18 protein-coding genes are annotated in these 21,412 nt (G+C 71.8%); 5 read left to right on the forward strand and 13 right to left on the reverse strand.

The features are described from left to right. Positions 1 to 26 precede the first annotated feature (26 nt). The 3 genes from malQ to IE250_RS15600 form a co-directional block, all read right to left on the reverse strand. On the reverse strand, positions 27 to 2,288 hold the full coding sequence (malQ, locus tag IE250_RS15590; RefSeq protein WP_229872493.1) for a 4-alpha-glucanotransferase: 2,262 nt from the start codon (positions 2,286 to 2,288) through the stop codon (positions 27 to 29). 135 nt (positions 2,289 to 2,423) lie between these two features. Continuing rightward, the gene (locus tag IE250_RS15595) at positions 2,424 to 3,461 is read right to left on the reverse strand and encodes a mechanosensitive ion channel family protein (RefSeq protein WP_229872494.1); all 1,038 of its coding nucleotides are present in this window, start codon (positions 3,459 to 3,461) and stop codon (positions 2,424 to 2,426) included. Between the two features lie 190 nt (positions 3,462 to 3,651). Next, positions 3,652 to 3,885, reverse strand: coding sequence for a PTS sugar transporter subunit IIB (locus IE250_RS15600; protein WP_189670174.1), 234 nt, complete (start codon positions 3,883 to 3,885; stop codon positions 3,652 to 3,654). Between the two features lie 147 nt (positions 3,886 to 4,032). Between IE250_RS15600 and IE250_RS15605 the strand changes: the two genes are divergently transcribed. Next, a complete protein-coding gene (locus IE250_RS15605; RefSeq protein WP_189670175.1) occupies positions 4,033 to 4,425 on the forward strand; it encodes a globin in 393 nt (130 codons plus the stop codon). Positions 4,426 to 4,454: 29 nt separating this feature from the next. Then, entirely contained in the window at positions 4,455 to 5,426 is a 972-nt protein-coding gene (locus IE250_RS15610; protein ID WP_189670176.1) for an acyl-CoA thioesterase, read from the forward strand. A 12-nt stretch (positions 5,427 to 5,438) separates the two neighbouring features. Here IE250_RS15610 and IE250_RS15615 read toward each other — a convergent pair whose 3' ends face one another. Next, a complete protein-coding gene (locus IE250_RS15615; protein ID WP_189670177.1) occupies positions 5,439 to 6,089 on the reverse strand; it encodes a hypothetical protein in 651 nt (216 codons plus the stop codon). Between the two features lie 126 nt (positions 6,090 to 6,215). Between IE250_RS15615 and IE250_RS15620 the strand changes: the two genes are divergently transcribed. Further along, positions 6,216 to 6,716, forward strand: a complete 501-nt coding sequence (locus IE250_RS15620) for an acyl-CoA thioesterase (protein ID WP_189670178.1) — start codon at positions 6,216 to 6,218, stop codon at positions 6,714 to 6,716. Positions 6,717 to 6,747: 31 nt separating this feature from the next. Here the strand turns inward: IE250_RS15620 and IE250_RS15625 are convergent, their stop codons facing one another. The 9 genes from IE250_RS15625 to IE250_RS25065 all read right to left on the reverse strand — a co-directional run bounded on the left by IE250_RS15625 (position 6,748) and on the right by IE250_RS25065 (position 19,292). Then, on the reverse strand, positions 6,748 to 8,532 hold the full coding sequence (locus IE250_RS15625; RefSeq protein WP_189670179.1) for a GTPase: 1,785 nt from the start codon (positions 8,530 to 8,532) through the stop codon (positions 6,748 to 6,750). Continuing rightward, positions 8,529 to 10,538: a dynamin family protein gene (locus tag IE250_RS15630; protein ID WP_189670180.1), complete on the reverse strand. Its 2,010-nt coding sequence runs from the start codon at positions 10,536 to 10,538 to the stop codon at positions 8,529 to 8,531. Before IE250_RS15630 ends, IE250_RS15625 begins: the two co-directional genes overlap by 4 nt. Positions 10,539 to 10,603: 65 nt before the next feature. Beyond that, complete coding sequence (locus IE250_RS15635) at positions 10,604 to 11,467, reverse strand: hypothetical protein (RefSeq protein ID WP_189670181.1); 864 nt, start codon at positions 11,465 to 11,467, stop codon at positions 10,604 to 10,606. Between the two features lie 216 nt (positions 11,468 to 11,683). Next, positions 11,684 to 12,556, reverse strand: coding sequence for a phosphotransferase (locus tag IE250_RS15640; protein ID WP_189670182.1), 873 nt, complete (start codon positions 12,554 to 12,556; stop codon positions 11,684 to 11,686). A 259-nt stretch (positions 12,557 to 12,815) separates the two neighbouring features. Next, on the reverse strand, positions 12,816 to 14,498 hold the full coding sequence (gene ettA / locus IE250_RS15645; protein ID WP_189670183.1) for an energy-dependent translational throttle protein EttA: 1,683 nt from the start codon (positions 14,496 to 14,498) through the stop codon (positions 12,816 to 12,818). Between the two features lie 127 nt (positions 14,499 to 14,625). Then, positions 14,626 to 15,183: a single-stranded DNA-binding protein gene (locus IE250_RS15650; RefSeq protein WP_189670184.1), complete on the reverse strand. Its 558-nt coding sequence runs from the start codon at positions 15,181 to 15,183 to the stop codon at positions 14,626 to 14,628. Between the two features lie 53 nt (positions 15,184 to 15,236). Then, positions 15,237 to 16,817 carry a GTP-binding protein gene (locus IE250_RS15655; RefSeq protein ID WP_189670185.1) on the reverse strand — a complete coding sequence of 527 codons (1,581 nt, stop codon included), beginning with the start codon at positions 16,815 to 16,817 and terminating at the stop codon, positions 15,237 to 15,239. Then, positions 16,814 to 18,499: a GTPase gene (locus IE250_RS15660; protein WP_229872495.1), complete on the reverse strand. Its 1,686-nt coding sequence runs from the start codon at positions 18,497 to 18,499 to the stop codon at positions 16,814 to 16,816. Before IE250_RS15660 ends, IE250_RS15655 begins: the two co-directional genes overlap by 4 nt. A gap of 640 nt (positions 18,500 to 19,139) precedes the next feature. Beyond that, positions 19,140 to 19,292, reverse strand: a complete 153-nt coding sequence (locus IE250_RS25065) for a hypothetical protein (RefSeq protein ID WP_373301701.1) — start codon at positions 19,290 to 19,292, stop codon at positions 19,140 to 19,142. Positions 19,293 to 19,394: 102 nt separating this feature from the next. On the opposite strand from IE250_RS25065, the gene IE250_RS15670 reads away from it, so the two are divergent. Both IE250_RS15670 and IE250_RS15675 read left to right on the forward strand, forming a co-directional pair. After that, positions 19,395 to 19,646, forward strand: coding sequence for an AbfB domain-containing protein (locus IE250_RS15670; RefSeq protein WP_229872497.1), 252 nt, complete (start codon positions 19,395 to 19,397; stop codon positions 19,644 to 19,646). A 103-nt stretch (positions 19,647 to 19,749) separates the two neighbouring features. Continuing rightward, positions 19,750 to 21,174 carry a glycoside hydrolase family 43 protein gene (locus IE250_RS15675; protein ID WP_189670188.1) on the forward strand — a complete coding sequence of 475 codons (1,425 nt, stop codon included), beginning with the start codon at positions 19,750 to 19,752 and terminating at the stop codon, positions 21,172 to 21,174. Positions 21,175 to 21,412: the final 238 nt, after the last annotated feature.

The following is a 21,412-nucleotide window of genomic DNA, read 5'->3' on the forward strand; positions in this document are numbered from 1 at the left end:
CTCGACGAGCTCGGCCACCGTGAGGCCTATACCTCCGCGCCGGTCTCCGGCTCTTCCTCGTTCATCACGCCGACCAGCGACCGCAGGCGCGCGTTGCTGAACAGGTCCTCCAGGAGGACCACGCTGCCCGCGGAGTCGGCCAGCGGCACCTTCCAGTTCGGGTACTCGGTGTCGGTGCCGGGCTGGTTCTGCGCGCGGCGCTCGCCAACGGCGTCGGTCAGGTACACCCCGACCAGCGCGGCCGGCGTGTCCTTCAGGTAGCGGTGCAGACCCTCGACAAGCTCGCGCTCGGACGGGTCGAACGTCGTCAGGCCGCGGCGGGACAGCGCCTCCACGAGTGACTCCCGCTCCGCGCGCGCACGTCCGCGCAGGATCGTCGGGTCCTCCGTGAGCAGCCCCAGCCGCTCCCGCAGGTCCACGTGCTCCCCCGCGAGATACCCCGCCGTCGGCGGCAGGTCGTGGGTGGTCACGGTGGCCAGCGCCGCACTGCGGTAGGCCTCCGGCTCGATGGGCGCACCGGCGGCGTCCCGCTCGAAGAGCAGCACCGACGTGCCGAGGATGCCGCGCTCCGCGAGGTAGTCGCGGATCCAGGGCTCGAACGTGCCGAGGTCCTCGCCGACGATCGTCACCCCGGCGCGCTGCGCCTCCAGGCACAGGATGCCGATCAGCGCCTCGTGGTCGTAGGTGACGTACGCGCCGGCCGACGCGCGTGCCCCGCCCGGGATCCACCACAGGCGGAAGAGACCGAGCACGTGGTCGATGCGCAGCGCGCCGCAGTGCCGCAGCACGGTGCGCAGCAGCTCGCGGTAGGGCGCGTAACCCGCCTTCGCGAGCCCGCGCGGGTGCCACGCCGGCTGGCCCCAGTTCTGGCCCTGCTGGTTGTACATGTCTGGCGGGGCGCCGACGGACACGCCCCGGGCGAGCACGCCGGAGTCCGCCCAGGCGTCGGCGCCGTCCGGGGACGAGCCGACGGCGAGGTCCTTGAGCACGCCCACCCGCATGCCGGCGTCGAGCCCGGTACGGTGCGCGGCGCGCAGCTGCTCGTCCGCCACCCACTGCATCCAGCAGTAGAACTGGACGCGCTCGGACAGCGCGCCGCGCAGCGTGAGCACGCCCGGCGAGCCCGGGTCGGAAAGCTCCGTCGGCCAGTCCCGGCCGTCGAGGTGCTCCGTGATGGCGCACCAGGTCGCGAAGTCGACCAGACCCTTGCCCTGTTCCAGCACGAACTCGTCGAACGCCGTCTGCCGCGCCGCCGAGCGGGGCGCCGTGTACACGACCTCGAGCGCCGCCTTCTTGGCCTCCCAGATCGCGTCCCGGTCGATCGGGCCGGTGTCCTCGGACAGCTCCCGAACGGGCTCGCCGGCCCACTCCACGAGCGACCGGTCCGCGGCGGAGAGATACGCCGTCTCACGGATGTCCTCGACGCGGATGTACAGCGGCGACATGAAACGGCGCGACGTCGGCAGGTACGGGCTCGGCGTCAGCGGCGTCACCGGCTCCGTGGCGTGCAGCGGGTTGATCCCGACGAAGTCGGCCCCGCCGTTGTGCGCCGTCTGCCACGCGAGGTCGGCCAGGTCGGCGAGGTCGCCCATGCCCCAGGAGTCCCTGGACCGCACCGAGTAGAGCTGGACCATGAAACCCCAGGCCTGCTTCTGGGCCACTTCCTCGGTCAGCTCCAGCCGCGCGGGCGTCACCACGAGCGGGGCCTGCGCCGTGTGCCCGCCCGACTCGGCATGCAGCGTGTGCCAGCCGAGCGGCAGGCTGTCGGGAAGGGTGAAGACCGCGCGGCCGACCTTGCGGCTGTCCACGGTGCGCGGCGAGGTGTTGACCTTGGCGTGGCGCAGCGGGACGCGGGTGCCACGCACCGTGGCGAACGAGCCGGTCGGAGTGCCCTGGGGTGCCGTCACGCGCCACGGCGTGGCGCTCGCCGGCACGACCGGTGCCTCTGCCTGTTCGAGCTCGACCCACGCGGTCACCTCTGCGCCGTCGGCGATGTGCACCGGGACCTGCGCCTCGCTGCCCTCCCGCACGACGACCGTGGGCGGGAGCATCGCGCGCCAGTCGTCGTCGCGGGTCCGCTCCAGGCTTGCCGTGACGGCGGCGGGGGTCGACGCCTGCACGCCGAGCGCTTCGAGCACCGCGACGAGCGTCGAGGTGCTGACCTGCTGGAGGCGGCCGTCGTGGTCGGTGTACTCGGTTTGCACGCCGTGGGCGGTCGCCAGCTCGGCCAGCTCCGGCGGCACGGTGGAGCCGTCTCCGGTGGACCCGGTCTTCGGTTCGTCGGTCACAAGGAAAGATCCTGCCATCTACCGGCGCTCTCGGGGCGCAACCCGGCCTGGAAATCCGGGGGCGAGCGCCGCGCTGCTGCCGTTTTCAGCCCCTCGGACGGCGGCAACCGTGGCGCGGCGGGCGGGACCGTCAGGTCAGCTGACGCCGGGGGTGTCCCCAGCGACGACCTCCACTGGTGCCGAGCGCGCGACGATCCCCTCGCTGAGCAGCGCCGAGTGGGCCGCGACGCGCAGCGACCGGGCGACTGCCCACTGCTGGGCGGGGCGCACCTGGGCGTGCAGCGTGAACGTGAGGCCGCCCTGGTCGACGGCGTCCACGCCCCGCACCGACGGCGTCTCCAGGAGGCTGTCGGCGAGCTCCGGATCGTTCTTGACCCGGTCTACGGCGCGGCCGAGGGCGGCGCGCACGGCGTCGACGTCGGTCCCGAGCGGTACCTGCACCGAGGCGACCGCGCGGCTCCACTCCTGGGTGCGGTTTCCCGCGCGCAGGATCTCGCCGTTGCGGACGTACCAGAGGGTGCCGTCGAACGAGCGCACCTGGGTGAGCCGCAGGCCCATCGCCTCGACGGTGCCGACCACGCCGGCGCCGAGGTCCACGTTGTCGCCCACCCCGTACTGGTCCTCGATGAGCAGGAAGATGCCGGAGATGAAGTCCTTGACGAGGCTCTGCGCGCCGAAACCGACCGCGACGCCGACCACACCGGCCCCGGCGAGCAGTGGAGCGACATCCCAGCCGAGGACCTGCAGGATCGAGAGCACCATGATGGTGCCCATCACGATGTTGACCGAGGAGTTCAGCACCGAGCCGACGGTCCGCGCGCGCTGAGCGCGCCGCTCGGCGACACGCGGGTTGGCCGAGGTCAGGACGTCGGCCAGGACCTGCGGCGACATCAGCATTCTCTTGCGGCGGCGCTTGCTGCCCACGCCGGGTGCCGTGTTCGGGATGGCGCCCGTGGTCGTTCCGACGGGGTCCGCGGTGTGCTCGACCACCGTCGTCCTCGGCTTCTGGCCGGTGGCGATGCGCTCGGCGAGGGCGGTGACGACGCGCCGCAGCACGCTGATGGCGACCATGCCGATCACGATGATCAGGATGATCTTCAGTGGCATGTCACCGAACCAGGACCAGAAGTCCTCGGCGCTGTCGAACACGGAGGCAGCAAGAGACTCGAACACGCCTGCAAACCCTACTCGGGTCGGGGCGTGCGTCCAGGCATCTCCGGCCAGGTGCGACGTACTCCCGCTCGACCTTCACAGGCCGTTCGCGACGGCTGTGCACGCCGTCGCGCAATCGTGAGACAGGTCACGGGCCCGGGGTATGCCCGGGCCCGCGCGCGTTCACGTACTCGAGGTCACGCTCCCACGATCACACCCTGAGCGTGTCGAGCTCGGCCGCGAGGTCGTCCGCCTCGGGACCCACGATTACCTGGACCACCCTGCCGGATCGCACCACGCCGAACGCACCCGACGACTTCAGGGCGGGCTCGTCCACGAGGGACGGATCACTCACCTCGACTCGGAGCCGGGTGATGCACGGTTCCAGCTCGACGACGTTCGAGGTTCCCCCGAGTGCCGCAAGGATCTGGTCAGCCTTGGTCATGTCTCAACTCCCACCGTGCGTCGCTGCAGGTTTCGGTCTCAGCCTAACGGGGCTGGCAAGCCCTTCGCCCAGGCAATTGTCGAGTTGCTCACAAGGGAGACTCCGTTTCACTCCGCCGTCACGATGCTGTCATGGTCGAGTGGCAGGATGACTGACGTGACACAGGAATCCTTCTTCGACGCCGTCGGCGGCCACGACACGTTCGTGCGGCTCGTCGACGCGTTCTACGACGGCGTCGCCGACGACCCGGTGCTGCGCCCCATGTACCCCGAGGAGGACCTGGGGCCTGCGAAGGAGCGTCTGACGATGTTCCTCGAGCAGTACTGGGGCGGACCCACCACCTATTCGGCGCAGCGCGGGCACCCGCGGCTGCGGATGCGGCACGTGCCGTTCAAGGTGAATCCCGACGCCCGCGACCGCTGGCTGGCGCACATGCGGACCGCCGTGGACTCGCTCGGCCTCGCGCCCATCCACGAGTCGCAGCTGTGGGACTACCTCGAGCGCGCCGCCTTCAGCATGATCAACACGTTCGAAGACTGACCAGAAGAACGACAAGGAGACGCCCGCTCGTGGACGCCACCACCCATGACCCGATCGCCGGCGCCGCCTCGCCCGACGGCAAGCCCGATCGCGAGCCCGACGCGCTCGACCGCCTGCTGCGGGTGCTCGACCTGCGGCACCTGGAGGGCTGGGGCCCGCGCGGCGAGGAGGACGTGCTGCGCGGGGACAGCGTGCCCGGCCCGGCCAACCGCGCCTACGGCGGCCAGGTGCTCGCCCAGGCCATCCTGGCCGCGGACCGCACGGTGCCCGACGGCCGCCAGATCCACTCGCTGCACGGCTACTTCCTGCGCGAGGGCCGGGTCGAGGATCCCATCGACTTCGCGGTCGAGCGGCTGCGCGACGGGCGCTCGTTCAGCGCGCGCCGCACCCACGCCATCCAGTACGGCAAGCCGATCCTGTCGATGATCGCGTCCTTCCAGGAGGACCAGCCCGGCTACGAGCACATGACGCCCATGCCGGACGGCGTCCCCGCGCCCGACGAGGTCGGTTCCTCCTTCGACGAGCTCGCCCGCCTGCCCGAGGGCGCCGACGTCCGCGCCCAGTTCTGGACGGACTCGGCGTTCGAGCTGCGCCACGTGGGCGGCTCGCTGTACCTGCACCCGGACGCCGCGGTGGGCGACGGCGGCACGCCGCCCGCCACCCAGCTGGTCTGGATGCGCGCGCGCCGGCCGCTGGGCATCAAGGACCAGGCCATGCACCGCGCCCTGCTGGCGTTCGCCTGCGACCAGCTGATGCTCGAGCCCGCCATGCGCGCGGCCGGGAAGTCGTGGCAGGACATGGGCGCCTCCGTGCCGATGGCCAGCCTCGACCACGGCATGTGGTGGCACCGCGACGTCCAGGTGGACGAGTGGATGCTGTTCGTGCAGTCGTCGCCGTCCGCGCAGGGCGGCCGTGCCCTGGGGACCACGACGGTCTACACCCAGGACGGCACCCTCGTGGCCTCGGCGGGCCAGGAGGGCATGATCCGCCTGCCGGCGTAGCGGGCCTACGGACTAGGCCCCGAGCTCGGCCAGCCGCTCGCGGGCCGCCCGCACCGCGAGCCGGGTCGACGCGACCTCTTCCGGGGGCGCGCCCGCCTCCACCCGCTGCTCCAGAGCGAGCACGAACAGGGCGAGAGCCTCGTCGAGGTAGGGGCCGGCGTGGTCGGCGTGCACCTCGAGCGCCTGGTCGTACCGGCACCTGCCCCAGTGCTGCAGGGCGAAGTACTCGAGCCGGCGCGCGTGCTCGATGCTCGCCGCGTGCTCCCCGTAGTGGTGCGCTGCCTCCAGCGCCAGCCCGAACAGCAGGTCCGCCTCCGAGTACCGGTGCCGCCACTGCAGCACGTGGGCCAGCCGGAGCAGCGGCGCGACGGCGCCGAGCGGCACATCGGAGGCGTGCGAGTGGGCGGCCGCTATCTCGTCGCCCGGCCCGCCGGTCAGGCTGACCGCCAGCCAGCCGAGGCGCTCGGCCTCCCTCAGCTCGGCCTCGGGGTCCTCCGCCTCGGGAGCGAGCGCGCGGGTGAGCGGGACCCGCACGGCGAGCGTCCCCGGCGCGTCGCGGTCCGGATGCTCGGCCAGCTCGGCGAGGTACGCCCGGGCGGCCGGGACGTCGTCGAACACCTCGTGCAGAGTGACCGGATCGAAGTAGTGCCTTGGCAGATCCACTGTTCCTCCATGGCCGGAACCAAGGGGATGAATCTAGCAATTCGGACACACCGAGAACCACTCACAGATTTCTCATCGTGACAGGGGTCGTTCGGGGACTTGTGGCAGCCGGGAGAAGATAGGGCAATGACACGCCTGCACGTCCCCGTCACGCTGCGCTGGTCCGACCTGGACGCATACGCGCACGTCAACAACGTAGCGATGTTCCGCCTGCTGGAGGACGCCCGGATCACCGCCTTCTGGCAGCACCCGGAGGCGCCGGAGGGCGAGGCCTGGCCGACGGCGGTGGTCCCCACCGGCCTCGAGGCCGACTCGCACACGCTCGTGGCCGGGCAGCGCATCGAGTACCTGCGGCCGCTGCTGTTCACCCGGACGCCGGTGCGCGTGGAGATGTGGCTCGGCCGGATCGGCGGCGCGAGCGCCGAGGTCTGCTACGAGGTGCACGACGGCGCCGTCGGCATGGCGAAGACCGGCCCGACGACGGGCGGCGAGCCCTACGCCCGCGCGACCACCACGCTCGTGTTCGTCGACGCCGCCACGAGCAAGCCCCGCCGGCTCACGGAGGCGGAGCGCCTGGCCTGGAAGGAGTTCGAGGAGGAGCCGATCACGTTCCGCCACCGGGGCTGAGCACGGGCAGGCCGAGCACGGACAAGCCGGCTCAGCTCGCGGCGACCGTCGCCGCCGTCCGGCAGCTCGCGAGCTGTGCGAGCTCCTCCTCCACGGGCTGCCGCACCAGCCGGTCGGCGACCTTGCCCACCGACTGCCGGAGCCGGCGTCGGGCGCCCATCGCCCGGCGGCGGGCGCCGAGGGCGCCGAACACGCGACAGACCAGGGCGAGCAGCAGGCCGAGCGCGAGCCCGCCCAGCACCATGAGCGTGGGCCACGGGATGCGGAACAGGTCGACGCCGAGGCCGTCGCCGGACCCGGACTCGGGCGCCCCTGGGAACACCACGCCGTCGCCGCCCGACCAGGTCGGCAGGGTGAGCACAGGGGTCGGCGGCGGCGGGAGCTGCAGGTACGCGAAGCCGAAGAGCACGAGCAACCACAGCAGGCCCGCCACCACCACGGCCACGAGCAACCACTGCACGAAGTTGACCAGCGACCACCACACGGGGCGTCGGGACACCTCGACGCGGGTGGCCGCCACGGCCTGGTCGAGCGAGTCGGGCAGCTCGTTGATGCCCGCCTGTCCCCGCGAACGCGCGGCCAGGACCCACGGGTCGGCGACGCCGCGCGTCACCTCGTCGACGTAGTGCCGCACGGCTGAGGCCGCGGCGGACCGCACTGCCGGTTGCGCCGTCGGCAGCGACGTCCGCACCAGGTCCTCCCGGCCCGATGGCGCCCGCTGCTCCCGGTCCGCCGCGCGCAGCCCGAGCCGCCGCAGCGGGTCCTTGCGCAGCCGCCCGACCCAGCGGGTCAGCGGCCAGCCGGTCGCCGCACGGGCGTCTCGGCGGGCGGAGGCGCGTACGGCCCGGACCACGGTGGGCACGCCCGCGGCGTCCTCGAGGGCCGCCACGAGCTCCCCCCGGGACTGGCTCCCCACGCGCGACGGCGGCGTGCCGCACTGGTCGACGATCTTCTGCGCCACAGCCCGCTCGTCCGCGGCGAGCCGCGCGTTCGCGGCCTCCCGCTTCGCCGCCGCGACGCGCAGCAGGTCACGCAGCTGGTCCATGCCCTGCCCCGTCTTGGCGGACACGGCAAGCACTCGGGCCCCCTCCAGCCCGTCCTCGGCGACCAGGCGCTTGAGGTCCGCGAGCATCGCCGACGTCTCGTCCGGCGTCAGGCGGTCGGCCTGGTTGAGGGCCACCACCACCACCTCGGCGTGGCCAGCGAGCGGGCGCAGGAATCCCTCGTGCAGCGCGGCGTCCGCGTACTTCTGCGGGTCGACCACCCAGACCAGCAGGTCGGCGCGCTGCACCAGGCGCTCCGCGCGCATGCGGTGCTCGGTCACTATCGAGTCGTGGTCGGGCAGGTCCAGCAGGACTAGTCCGGTCGTGTCCCCTGCGGGCGTCCGACGCCGGAACGGCCCGCGGCCCGAGGTCTCGACAGGCTCGACCACCGGAGTCGGCACGGCGTCCGACGTCGGCACGGCCTCCGATGCCGAGACCCCCACCTGGTGCCGCCGTCCGACCTCGAGCCAGTCCAGGAGCGGGTCCGCACCGTCGCCCCAGACGGCGGCCATAGGGTACGACGTCGTCGGACGCCGCACGCCGGCCTGCGCTATCGCGATACCCGCCACCGCGTTCAGCACCGACGACTTGCCCGAACCGGTGGCGCCAGCGAGCGCCACGACCGTGTGCTCCGCGGACAGCCCGCCGCGCTCGCGCGCCTGAGTCACGACGGCGCGGGCCTCGGCCAGCAGCGCCGGATCGAGGCGGCCCTCCGCGGCCTGGACAGCGGTGTCGAGGGCCGTCGTGCGGTCGGCCAGGTCGAGGCGGCTCACCGGTCCCCCTCGCCGAACAGCCGCTTCCAGAAGCCCTTCTTGCCCGAGTCCTGGGCCAGGTCGGTGCGTCCGTCGGCCAGGCTCTTGCCGGTCGCCGCCGCGCGGACGCCGCGCAGCCCGCGGCTCTCGACAAGGTCCTCGGTGGGCGTCCCGGCGCCAGGTCCGGCGTCGGCGGCGCGCACGCGGGTACGCCGTTCGGCCGAGGCGGCGTCGGCGACGGCGGCGGCAGCCGCGCGCAGGCCGGCCCCGCCGGCCTCCGCGGAGCCGAGCGCGTCGAGCTGCGCCGTGTACCGGGCGGCCTGCCCGTCCATCACGGCCTGGACGCGGGCCCGCAGCCGTTCGCGCGCCTGCACGGCCAGGCGCCGCACGGCGTCCTCGCCGAACACGGCCTCGAGCAGCCGCTGGGCCAGCACCGCCGAACCGCCGGCGATGCCGACCTCGATGCCGGTGAGCCCGCCCGTCGAGGCGAACACGAAGACCATCAGCGCCACGCCCAGGCCGTTCACGCCGAAGGACAGCGCCCGGGCGGTGCCACGCTTCGCCGAGCCCTGCTCGCGCACGAGCTCCAGGACGTCGCCCTGCCAGCCGCGGATCTGCGCGCCCACCTCGGCCCGCAGCGCCGCCGGCGTCCGCGACAGCTCCAGGCCCTCCAAGAGCGCCGCGCCCGCGGCGTCGCCCCGCCAGGCCTGGTAGGAGCGCTCGGCGGCGTCCTCAGCGGCGTCCAGCACCACAGACTCCAGGCCGTGCGCGATGGCCTGCTCGACCTGGGGCGCCGCCTTGGGCTTGCCGCGGATGAACGCGGCCACCGCGTCCCGGAACCGGCCGATGCCCTCCTCTACCGCGCGGAAGAACTCGCCGGTACCCACGAAGTCCTGCCAGCGGGCGAGCACCTCGCCGCGCAGCAGCGCGCCGTCCGACGTCGCCGCCGTCACGTGGGCCACCGCGTCCGCGTAGGCGCGCTCCACGACGTGGCGCAGCCGGACGTCGGCGGCCCGCTGCTCGTCGGCCGCGTCGGCCAGCTCGCCCGCGCGCACCACCAGTGCGTCCACCACCCCGTCGCGGGTAGCTGCGATGACCCTCCGGCGCGCGTCGGCGTCGCCGCCGAGCCCGGTGAGCCAGCGCGACACCTCCGAGACGGCGTCCTCCGGCAGCATCCCGTCGATCAGCTCGGACTCGGGGATGACGAACAGCGGGCTCTCGGCCAGGCCGTGCTCCACCATCATGTCCCGCAGGTCGTCGGCAGTGGCCTCGGCGCCCGGGTCCACGCGGTCCAGCACCATCGCGACCTGCGCCTTGCGGCCGGCGGCCTCCAGCAGCAGGTCCCACGGCACGGCGTCGGCGTAGCGTGCGGCCGTCGTGACGAACAGCCACAGGTCCGCCGCCCCGAGCAGCTGGGCCGCCAGCTCGCGGTTGGCGGTGTCCACCGAGTCGATGTCCGGCGCGTCGAGCAGCGCCAGGCCCTTCGGCAGCGAGTCGCTCGGGACGAGCTTCAGGGTACGGGAGGGGTCGGGCGGCGTGGCCTGCCCTGTTGTGCCCGACGTCGCGCTGCCCGACGCCGTCATGCGCGCCAGGCTCGGCAGCACCCGGTCCGTGGAGAACCAGCGCCCGTCCAGCGGATGGTGCACCAGCACCGGCGCCTTCGTGGTGGGCCGCAGCACGCCCGGCCGCGTCACCTGCTCCCCCAGCACCGAGTTCACGAGGGTCGACTTGCCCGCACCCGTCGAACCGCCGACCACCACGAGCAGCGGCGCCTTCTGCGCGCGCAGCCGGGGCAGCAGGTAGTCGTCGAGCTGGTCGGTGGCCCGCCGCAGGTCCGTACGCGCCGTCTCCACGTCCGACGTCTCGAGCGGCAGCCGCAGCGCCCCGAGCCGGGCCCGGAGTACCTCGAGCGCACCGGTCAGGCCCGACTCGTCGCCGGGCGCGGCGGACGGCGCCGGGGCGGGCTCAGGACCTGGCGCAAGGTCCGGGACGCCGGACGCCGCGTCGTCGTCGGGCTTATCGGTCATGACGCACAGTCTGCCGCAGGCACGCAGGTCAGGCGCGACCTCGGGGTGACCGCCGCGTGCAGAGGTCAGCCGCCCAGCCGCGTGCGCAGCCAGTGGAGGGCCGCGTGCGCCGCCTCCCGCTGCACGGCACGGCCGTGCGGTACGCCGGGCTCCGGCGGCCGCATCGACTCGAGCACCAGCGCGCCCGCGGTGACCGTCACGGCGCAGGTGAGCGCCTCAGGGTCGACGTCGGGCAGCGGGTGCCGGTCCAGGACCACCTCGGGCGGCGGCGCGCCGTCGACCCGCAGGTACGGCAGCAGCAGGACGACGTCGAGGAACGGCGCGCCGTGGGACGGCATGAACCAGTCGACCGCATGGGCGCTCGTCGCGTCCCAGCCGTGGTCGGTGATCAGGATCGACTCTCGGCGGAGCGCGCCGTGCACCAGGCTCGGGCCGGACATCGCCTCGCCGGCGTAGGAGGCGATCGCGGCCAGCTGGTCGATCTTGTCGGACAGCCACGGAGTGAAGGCCGAGAGGCCGGGCGGCCACGTGGCGGCGATCGTGGCCCAGGCGCCGACGTCGATCTGGTCGAGCGCGTCGGGCAGGCCGACGGGCGCTTCGCTGGTGCCGATCTGGATCGCGAGCTCGACGGCCGCGGCGAGATCCGCCTCGTCCCAGGGGTCGTGCGGGGGGCGGATGGGCTCGTTGCGGTAGCCGAGCACAACCCAGCGGCCGGCCCCGGGAAGCACCTCGTCAACGAACCACTCGCGCGGGAGGCTTGGCACCTCGTCGGGCAGCGTGGCCACCGATGCCGCCTCCGCTGCCAGCCGCTCCTGCGTCAGCGGCGCCTCCGGCCCGACCGCACGAATGATCGAGCGGCTCGACGCCGTCTGCAGAACCTCCAGCGTGCCGGGCAGCTCGGTTCCACCCATCGGAGCTGAGCCGATCACCCGTCCTCCCATGGTCTCACTGACCCGGGAACGAACAGCGGGAGGTAGATCGGACCATGCCGGCCGCCAAACAGCACTCATGGCCCGGAGTGTGCCCAACGAAAGTTGCCCCTGCAAACCACAGTCCCTGTTGCGCGGGGTCCTCGGGCTCGACCGCTCGTCGGCCGCGGGTCAGAAACGTCGTCGGCCGCGGTCAGAAACGTCGTTGGCCGCGGGTCAGAAACCGAGCCGGGTCTGCAGCCAGGACACGGCCACCCGGGCCAGCCGGTGCTGGTAGGACCGCAGCTCCGGCATGTCGGTGGGCGGCGGGTCCATCGACGACTTCACGTAGTGACCGGCAAGCACCGCGACCCAGCAGGTCACGGCGTCGTGCTCCGTGCCGGGCGGCAGACCGTACTGGCGCAGCGTGGCCTCCGGCGGCGGCCCGTCGTTGGTCCGGACGTGCAGCAGCATCGAGACGAGGTCGAGGTACGGCGCGCCGACGCTGCCCCGGATCCAGTCCCCGACCACCGCCTGCTCGCCCGGCGTCTCAGGCAGCAGCACGTTCTGCACCCGCAGCGTGCCGTGCTGCAGGCTCGTGCCGGCTATGGCGTCCGGGGCGTGCGAGGCGATCTCGGCCAGGCCCTCCAACCGGTTGGCGAGCCACGGCGTGTGGTGAGCCAGGCCGGCCGGCCGCTTGTCCGCGAGCACCTCCCACGAGTCCGTGGGGAATACCTTCTCCTCCGGCAGGAACATCGGGTTGTCGGGCGCCTCGATCTCTCCGATGCCCCGCACCACCCTGACCAGGGCGGCGACGTCCTCCTCCGGCCAGGAGAGGTCGATCGGCCGCACGGTCTCCCGCATCGTGTAGCCGACAGCGACCCACGTGCCGAGGTTGCCCAGGACCTCGTCGATGGACCACAGCAGCTCCGGGTGCGGAGCGGCGGCGGGGATGAGCGGTGCGAGCGCGATCTCCTGCCGCAGGAAGTTCAGCGTGCCGACCTGCTCCGTGCCGATCGCCTTGATGAAGGCATGCCCCTTGGTCGTCTGGACCTGAAACTGGGCGCCGGGCAGGATTCCGGAGTCTTCCGGGTGTCTGCTTGCGATCACGCGCGCTCCGAGCATGTCGGTGATGCGGTCTCGCAGCAGGGGCGGAAGGTCCCGCCACCCAGGTCGTAGGGCAGGGCTCACTGCGGCATCCTGTCGGACATGCCTGGATGCGGCAAGGAATCGATGTCGATTTCGCCCGGGCCGATGCGCGCCGGTTCCCGACGCGCGCCGTCAGTCGCAGGGCTTGTTGCGCAGCTTCCTCGGCCTGGTTCCCGTGGCGGACCTCGTCCCTCGGTCCGTCACGGGAACCAACCCCTCGTCAGTCGCGGGTCAGCTTGCGGTACGTCACCCGGTGCGGGCGGGCGGCGTCCGCGCCGAGGCGCTCGACCTTGTTGGCCTCGTACGACTCGAAGTTGCCCTCGAACCAGTACCAGTTGGCCGGGTTCTCCTCGGTGCCCTCGTAGGCCAGGATGTGCGTGACCACGCGGTCGAGGAACCACCGGTCGTGGGAGACCACGACGGCGCAGCCGGGGAACTCCAGAAGAGCGTTCTCCAGGGAGCCGAGCGTCTCGACGTCGAGGTCGTTGGTGGGCTCGTCGAGGAGCAGCAGGTTGCCGCCCTGCTTGAGGGTCAGGGCCAGGTTGAGGCGGTTGCGCTCACCACCGGACAGCACACCGGCAGGCTTCTGCTGGTCCGGGCCCTTGAACCCGAACGACGCGACGTACGCGCGGGACGGGATCTCGACATTTCCGACCTTGATGAAGTCGAGCCCGTCGGACACGACCTCCCACAGGGTCTTCTTGGGGTCGATGCCACCGCGCGACTGGTCGACGTACGAGATCGAGACGGTCTCGCCGATCTTGAGCTCACCGCCGTCGAGCGGCTCCATACCCACGATGGTCTTGAACAGCGTGGTCTTTCCGACGCCGTTCGGGCCGATGACACCGACGATGCCGTTGCGCGGGAGCGTGAACGACAGGCCGTCGATGAGCATGCGGTCGTCGAAGCCCTTCTGCAGGCTGTCGGCCTCCAGCACCAGCGAGCCCAGGCGCGGGCCGGCGGGGATCTGGATCTCCTCGAAGTCGAGCTTCCGCGTGCGGTCCGCCTCCGCCGCCATCTCCTCGTAGCGGGCCAGGCGCGCCTTCGACTTGGTCTGGCGGCCCTTGGCGTTGGACCGCACCCACTCCAGCTCCTCCTTGAGGCGCTTGGCGAGCTTGAGGTCCTTCTTGCCCTGGACCTGCAGGCGCTCGCCCTTCTTCTCCAGGTACGTGGAGTAGTTGCCCTCGTACGGGTAGAGACGCCCACGGTCGACCTCGCAGATCCACTCCGCCACGTGGTCGAGGAAGTACCGGTCGTGGGTCACGGCGAGCACGGCGCCCGCGTACGACGCGAGGTGCTGCTCGAGCCACAGCACGGACTCGGCGTCGAGGTGGTTGGTGGGCTCGTCCAGCAGCAGGAGGTCGGGCTTCTCCAGGAGCAGCTTGCAGAGCGCGACACGGCGGCGCTCACCACCGGAGAGCACGGTCACGTCGGCGTCCGGCGGCGGGCAGCGCAGAGCGTCCATCGCCTGCTCGAGCTGGGAGTCGAGGTCCCACGCGTCGGCGGCGTCGATGTCCTCCTGCAGCGTGCCCATCTCGGCCAGCAGCGCGTCGAAGTCGGCGTCGGGCTCCGCCATGAGGGCGGAGATCTCGTCGAACCGCGCCTTCTTGGCCAGGATCTCGCCAACCGCCTCCTGGACGTTGCCGAGGACGGTCTTCTCCTCGTTCAGCGGCGGCTCCTGCTGCAGGATGCCCACGGTGTAGCCGGGCGAGAGCCGCGCCTCACCGTTCGACGGCTGGTCCAGCCCGGCCATGATCTTGAGGATCGTCGACTTACCGGCGCCGTTCGGTCCGACGACGCCGATCTTCGCGCCAGGATAGAAGTTCAGGGACACGTCATCGAGGATGACCTTGTCGCCATGCGCCTTGCGCGCCTTGTACATGGAGTAGATGAACTCAGCCACTGCCTGTGTTCCACCGTTCACAGTAGGTACTTCGGATGGGTGCGCTCACGCGGAGCGGGTGCCGGGGGCGTCCGCGTAACCATTTCCCCCGGCACCCGCGGACCGCAGAGCACGACTGGGCCCAAGCCTACGCGGTCACCAGCTCGCGCTGCCCGACGCCGGTGAGGTCGCCCGGGTTGTCCTCGTCACCTGAAGCGTCGGAACCGGCGTCCTCCCCCGGCGGCGGGGCGTCGAGGTCGCCCAGGCCGTCGACGGCGAACGGGTCCACCTCACCCGGACCCGCCGCGACCAGCTCGCCGCTGCCCGGCGTCTCCGGCGCCGCCCCGTGGTGGATCGTCCGAGCGAACTCCACCCTGCCGCGGGTGGCGTCGACGCCGACCGCCGACGCGGTGATCACCAGGCCCATCCGCTCCTTGCCATCGGGTGCGGTCCACTCGTCGACCTCGAGCCGGCCGGTGACGACCACCGGGTCGCCCTTGTGCACCGACTTGACCACGTTCAGCGCGGCGGCGCGCCAGACCTTGACCGTGAACCACAGCGTCGCGCCGTCGGTCCACTCGCCCTTGTCGTTCATGTAGCGCCGGGTGCTGGCCACGCGGAACGAGGTCCACTCCTGTTCCTTGCCCATGTGCAGCGCGGGATTGTTGCCGGCAAAGCCGGACACGGTCACCGTCACGTCGTTCATGTAGCCCTCCTGGGTGTCCCGGACCGACCCCAGCGGCCGGCCCGCACCCAGCATCAGGCGCGAACGGGCCCCAGATCCGTCAGCCGGACGGCGCCTGGGGACGTAACCCGGATCGAGGCGCCTGTGGTCGTGTTCTCTTCCAGGCGAAGCGGTGCCGAGGGTCCGTCGTCGCGCGCACTCTGTGCCAGCTCGCGCACCGCGCGGTGCTCGTCGAGCAGCCGCTGGGTGGGCACGCCGAGGGTCTGCTGCAGCACTCGCTCGAGCGCAGCCCGGCCCGACGCGATGACGCCCTGCGCCCGCCGGGCGGCCAGCGCTCGACGAATCTGCATCGCCGCGAGGAACACCACGAGCGCCGCGACGGCCGCCACGAGGGCGAGCACCCCGAGCACCGTGGTCCACGTGTCCCCCGCGGGCAGGATCTCCATCGAGGCCAGCACTGTCGCGATCCCGAGCACCACGGCGACCAGCACCGCCCCGAGAGCGAGCCGGCGGGTGAGGCGCTGCGTCGTCGGGCCCTTGGTGTCGAGGGTGATGCCCTGCAGGGCCGTGGCCACCGCGTTCCCGACGTCCTGGGCGCTCGCGACGCTCGCGGCGAGCGAGCGCTGCCAGCCCGGCCGGAGCGACTCGCCCGAGCCGGTGAGCCAGCGCGACCGGGACAGCGCTATCGAGTCGGGGTCGGGGGCGCGGAACTCCGGCGAGCCGTACCCGTTGCGCACCGCGGCGCCGACCTGTGCGGCGACGGACTCCAGCCCCGCCGCCCGTGCCAGGGCGTCCACCTCACGTTCGAGGACCGTGTCTATGTGCCACGGCACCTCGGAGGGGGTCTGGCTCAGTAGCAGGGACGCTGCAGCGTCGAGCTCGCCCGCGGCGCGGCCGGCGGAGACCGACCGGCGCGCCACGGTCTGCTCCAGCAGCGCGCGCAGGTCTTCGATGCCGATGTCCGTCTTGGTGGACGCCGCGACCACCGGGACGTCCTCCAGGCCGTCGTCGCGCAGCAGCCGCTTCACGTCGTTGACGAGGTTGTCGCGCTGCCCCACGGGCACCGTGTCGATCTGGTTGAGCACCACCACCGTGGAAGCCTGCATGCCGGTCGACTCGCGCAGGTAGCCGGTGTGCAGGGCGTCGTCGGCGTACTTCTGCGGGTCCACCACCCACACGAGAAGGTCGACCAGCGGCAGTACCTTGTCGACGACGGCGCGGTGGCCGGGCGCCACCGAGTCGTGGTCAGGCAGATCCAGCAGCACGAGCCCGTCCAGGAACGTCTCGTCGGCGGCGTCGAGCTCGCCCGCCCGCGTGATGCGGCGCTCGCGCTCCACGCCGAGCCAGTCCAGCAGCTGCGTCGCGTCGTCGCTCCACGAGCAGGCGGTGACCTTGGCGGTGGTGGGGCGCTTCACGCCGACGTCGGCGAACGTGAGGCGGGAGATCTTGTTGAACATGCTCGACTTGCCCGACCCGGTGCCGCCCGCGAGCGCCACCACCGTGTGGTCGACGCCGAGTGCCAGCCGTTCACGCACGCCCGCCACGGAGCTGGCGACCTTGCCGAAGACCGCGTCGTCGAGGCGTGATCCGGCGATCTGCAGCGCACGGCCGAGGTCTTCGGTACGAGCGCCCAGTGTCGCGTCGTGGCCCGTCATGTCAGCCTCCTGAGCTCGGCCAGCCGGACACGGAGCGGAGCGGCCGCGTCGTCGGCTAGGGCGGGGACGTCAAGGGCACTCTGGACAGAACGGGCTTCTTCCGCAACTGCTAGCACTACCTTGTCCGCGAGTTCGCCCTGCAGCTCCTCGATCGCTTCGCCCGCGGTCTCGCCGAGCACACGGTCGATGAGCCCCGCCGAGTCCTCGTTCCCGAGCGCGGTGGCCTGCAGGAGGGTCGCGAGGCCGATGTCGCCGAACGCCTTCCGGGCGCCCGCGGCGCGGGCCGCGGCTTCGGGATCGGGATCGGCGGCCTCGGGATCCGAGGCCCCCATACGGCCGACGACGTCGTCGGCCAGCCGGGACCAGTCGGCGGCTGCTGCCTCTCCCCAGGCGAGGCGCTCCTTCGCGCGGCGCGGACCGGAAGGCACGATCGTCTCGCCGGCGGCGGGCGCTCTCGGCCCGGCCAGGGCGGCCCGCAGGCTCTCCTCGGTGCGCACGCCCGCTGCCACGAAGGCGCGGGCCGCGGTGGCCTCGACCTCCTCGCGGAGCCGCATCAGCGCCGTCTCGCGGGCCTTGCCCGCGCGCTTGGTGGTCCGCGCGACGCCGTCCCGCACGGTGACCCGGGAGATGTGCTTCGTGCTGGCGAGCTCCATGAACCGCGCGGCGACGGTGCCTTCGCCGGCGGCGCCCGACAGGACGGCGGCCCGCCCGGCCAGCTGCGCGTCCGGCACCACGGACTGGACGGCGGTCCGCAGGTCGAAGGCGGCGGTCCCCTGCTTCTCCACCGCGCCGACGAGCCCCATCACCCAGTCCGGGAGCGCGCCGAGCGCGCCCTTGAGCGTGCGCAGGATGACGGTCCGCGAGCGCTCGGGGCCCGCCATCAGGTTGAGCCAGCGCTGGATGGGTGCGACCAGCGTCGCGTCGAGCAGTCCTTCGTGCGGCCCGACGTCGGGCACGATGAACAGCGGGACGTCCTTCATGCCGCGTTCCCGCATCCGCGAGTTGAGGTCGGTGCGGATCGTCGCCAGGTTTTCCTTCGGCACCCGGTTGAGCACCATCGCGACGCTCGCGCCGCGCTCCTTCGCGCGGTCGAGCGCCTGCCACGGCAGGGCGTCGCCGTAGCGGGCGGCGGTGGTGACGAACAGCCAGAGGTCGGCCGCCTCGAGGAGCTGGTGCGCCGTGGAGCGGTTCTCCGACAGGAACGAGTCGAGGTCGGGCGCATCCATCAGCGCGGTGCCGCGTGGCACGCCCTCGTGCTTGACCAGGCGGGCCAGCTCGGTGACGGGGCCGGGCGTGAGCGTGTCCATGTCCCGCGGGTGCACCCCGACGACCGGCTCGCGCGTGGTGGGCCGCAGCACTCCGGCCTCGGACACCTCCTCGCCCAGGAGGCTGTTGAACAGCGTGGACTTGCCGGCGCCGGTGGAACCCGCGAGCACCACCACGGCAGGGCTCGACAGCTCGGCGAGGCGCGGCAGGAGATGCTCGTCGAGCTGGGCCAAGAGACGGTGGCGGGAGGCTTCGGCGTCTTCCGCACCATCGATGGGGAGAGGCAAGGTCGCAGCGGCGACGTCGCGGCGCAGATCTCGCACGACGTCGTGCACTGTGAAGCCGAGCTGCTCCGCAACGTTCGGGTCCACACCACCCCGACGGCCGAGCACTGCGGAGCGTGTTCCTGGAGTCACGGCTTCATCCTGATAGGTCAAGATCGTTCTGCCAAGCCGTACCGGACTGTTGGTGTGCAGAAGCACAGGGTCTGTGCGTGCTGCCGGGCGGATCGGTACACCCTCCACAACCGGTACGGCAGTGCCACTGCAGGTGCGGGGCCCAAGGTGAAGAAGATTGGATGTTTAGGCCGTCTCGCAGCCATTCGGGGCGACGAGCCAGCCGTGGCGGTGGCTGGGACCCCGCCACGACCGGCCCTTTCCCGGGCCTGGTGTGAGCGCTAACACCAGTGACACGATTCATTGGCCGTTGGCGGCATCAACCGCGTTGACAGCACGCCGACATGGCTGTTGACTAACGCCACACCAAGGACATCGGGGTTGTTTCGCCAGCCGATTTGTTAGCGCTAACATCCTCGACCCCAGTGATTTTCGGAACCGCGTACGACCCCAACGGAGAGGTTGTCAACGATGCGATATCCCGGCCGCGCCCTGCGCCGAACCCGACGCTGATCCACGCGGCGCCCCTGCGTAACGAGATCGCGGAACCGGGCGCCCGCCTGCCACACCCGATCGACGCCAGCGACCGTCGTCGTTCACTTCTTGTTGACGAGCACAAAGGCGTGCTTGCCGCTGTCTTGTTGCAGCGGCATCGGCCGATTCAAAGGAGAATCATGTCATCCTCAGACCTGAGCCGCCGCAGTCTGCGGCAGGCCGCAGGGGTCGCCGCCCTCGCGGCCGCATCGCCCGCGGCGTTCACCTCGTTCGCCCTGGTCGCGAGGGCCGCGGCGCTTCCGCCAGTCCGTGACGACATCGGCGTCTCGGCGTTCCCGTTCGACCTCGGCCAGGTCCGGTTGACGGCGAGCCGGTGGTCCGCCCGGGATTGTCCAACCCGTCCGCGGTCTCGTTCGAATCGGTGAACTTCCCCGGTCGGTACCTGCGGCACCAGGGATTCGAAGTGGTCCTGGCCCCTAACGACGGAACCGCCAAGTTCGCCGCCGACGCCACCTTCACCAGGGAGGCGGGGTTGGCCAATGCGAGCTGGTCGTCGTTCCGGTCGGTCAACTACCCGACCCGCTACCTGCGCCATTCGGGCTTCGCCCTGCGCATCGACCCGATCGGCACCGCCACCGACCGAGCCGACGCAACGTTCCACGTCGTCCACTGACCCACCGCCCGGCGCCGGCCCCCGGCGCCAGTGCACGTCCGGCCGTGCACTGGCCAACTCCACACCGGCGTCCGCCGACCGCAAAGATCGACAGGAGATGTCCATGTCCGCACGTCACGCCCGGCTGTCGGCGTTGTTGCTCGCCGTCTGCCTCCTCCTCACAGGCCAAGCTGTGGCCACACCCCAGCGGGCGGCCGCCGCCGACCCCGGCTACCTGATGGTGCACTTCACCGGCGATTCCGCGACCGGTCAGAAGTTGTACCTCGGGCACAGCACCGACGGCCTGCACTGGAACGACCTCAACGGCGGTGCGCCGGTCCTGCAGTCCCCGATCGGCACGAAGGGGGTACGTGACCCCGCGCTGGTGCGCTCTCCCGACGGCAGCAAGTACTGGATCATCGCGACCGACCTGTGTATCCGCTGCGGCTCGACGTACCAGAACGGTAGCCCCAACTTCGTGGTGTGGGAGTCGACCGACCTGGTGACCTGGTCGAAGCCGTGGCTGCTCGGCGCCGCCGGACTGATCCCCGGCGGAAAGAACGCGTGGGCGCCGGAGGCTATCTGGAACCCCGAGACAGGCGACTACGTCCTGTACTGGGCGACGAACGCCACGGTGAACGGCATCCTCAAGTACCGCATCTACTCCGCCCGCACCACGGACTTCCGCACCATCACCACCCCGCAGATCTGGATCGACCCGCCCGGCAGCACCGCGGTCGTCGACACCCAGATGACCGAGGTGCCCGCAGGTACCGGCCCCTACCGCTACCTGCGGGTCTCCGGCGACGGCCAGAACAACGTCGAGGGCAGCAACTCGATCCTGGGCACCTGGACCACCCTCGGCAACCTCTCCAGCATCGGCCTCACCGGCAACGTGGTCGAAGGCCCGGTCTGGATGAAGTTCCGAGACCGCAATGAGTGGGCCCTCTACATCGACCACAACGAGAACAACGTCCGCGAGTACCGGCCGATCCTGACCACCAACCCGTTCGACGTCAGCACCTACCGGCTTCAGGATCGGGCCGGCTACGACATGGGCGGAACCGCGAAGCGCCACGGCGCGATCATGACCCTCACGGCGGCCGAGGAGAGCCGTGTGCTCGCACGCTGGCCCAACACTCCGGCCCAGCGGCTCCAGTCGTACAACTTCCAGGACCGGTACGTGCGCCACACCAACTTCGACGTGCGCATCGATCCCGCCGTCAGCCCGGCCGAGGACGCCCAGTTCCGGCCGAGGCCCGGCCTGGCGGGCACCGGCACCGTCTCATTCGAGTCGGTCAACCTCCCCGGCTATTTCCTGCGGCACGCCAACTACGACTTCCAGCTCGTCTACAACGACGGCAGCAGCCAGTTCGCCGCGGACGCCACGTTCCGGCAGGTCGCCGGGCTCGCTGACCCGAGCTGGTCGTCCTTCCAGTCCTACAACCACCCCGACCACTACATCCGCCACTACGGGTACTCGCTGCGGCTCGACCGGATCACGACCGCGACTGCCCGCAGTGACGCCACCTTCCGTGTGACGAACTGACCCGCATCGCCAGGGGTGCCAGCGCCTCCAGGTCGGCGCCGGCACGGATGCGTCACCCCCCACGTCCGCACGGCCCTCGTGGCGGCACCAAGGCCTGGGACGACGCGAGAGCGTCGTCCCAGGCGCCAGTTGGCTCACCGCGGCTGCCTGGAGCTGACGAGGGATCGAACCTGTGGGCGCCTCCAGGCCGGGGCCGCCCACAGTTTCTGGATTCGCCCGCACCTTTCCTACGCCCGGA

Source organism: Promicromonospora soli, assembly GCF_014653785.1.
Taxonomy (GTDB): Bacteria; Actinomycetota; Actinomycetes; order Actinomycetales; family Cellulomonadaceae; genus Promicromonospora; species Promicromonospora soli.

Excerpts from the sequence above, each read along its gene's own strand:
- IE250_RS15600 (WP_189670174.1), bottom strand. The coding sequence starts at position 3,885 with ATGACCAAGGCTGACCAGATCCTTGCGGCACTCGGGGGAACCTCGAAC.
- IE250_RS15605 (WP_189670175.1), top strand. The coding sequence starts at position 4,033 with ATGACTGACGTGACACAGGAATCCTTCTTCGACGCCGTCGGCGGCCAC.
- IE250_RS15620 (WP_189670178.1), top strand. The coding sequence starts at position 6,216 with ATGACACGCCTGCACGTCCCCGTCACGCTGCGCTGGTCCGACCTGGAC.
- IE250_RS15630 (WP_189670180.1), bottom strand. The coding sequence starts at position 10,538 with ATGACCGATAAGCCCGACGACGACGCGGCGTCCGGCGTCCCGGACCTT.
- IE250_RS15650 (WP_189670184.1), bottom strand. The coding sequence starts at position 15,183 with ATGAACGACGTGACGGTGACCGTGTCCGGCTTTGCCGGCAACAATCCC.
- IE250_RS15655 (WP_189670185.1), bottom strand. The coding sequence starts at position 16,817 with ATGACGGGCCACGACGCGACACTGGGCGCTCGTACCGAAGACCTCGGC.
- IE250_RS25065 (WP_373301701.1), bottom strand. The coding sequence starts at position 19,292 with ATGTCGTCACGGACTGGCGGAAGCGCCGCGGCCCTCGCGACCAGGGCG.
- IE250_RS15675 (WP_189670188.1), top strand. The coding sequence starts at position 19,750 with ATGTCCGCACGTCACGCCCGGCTGTCGGCGTTGTTGCTCGCCGTCTGC.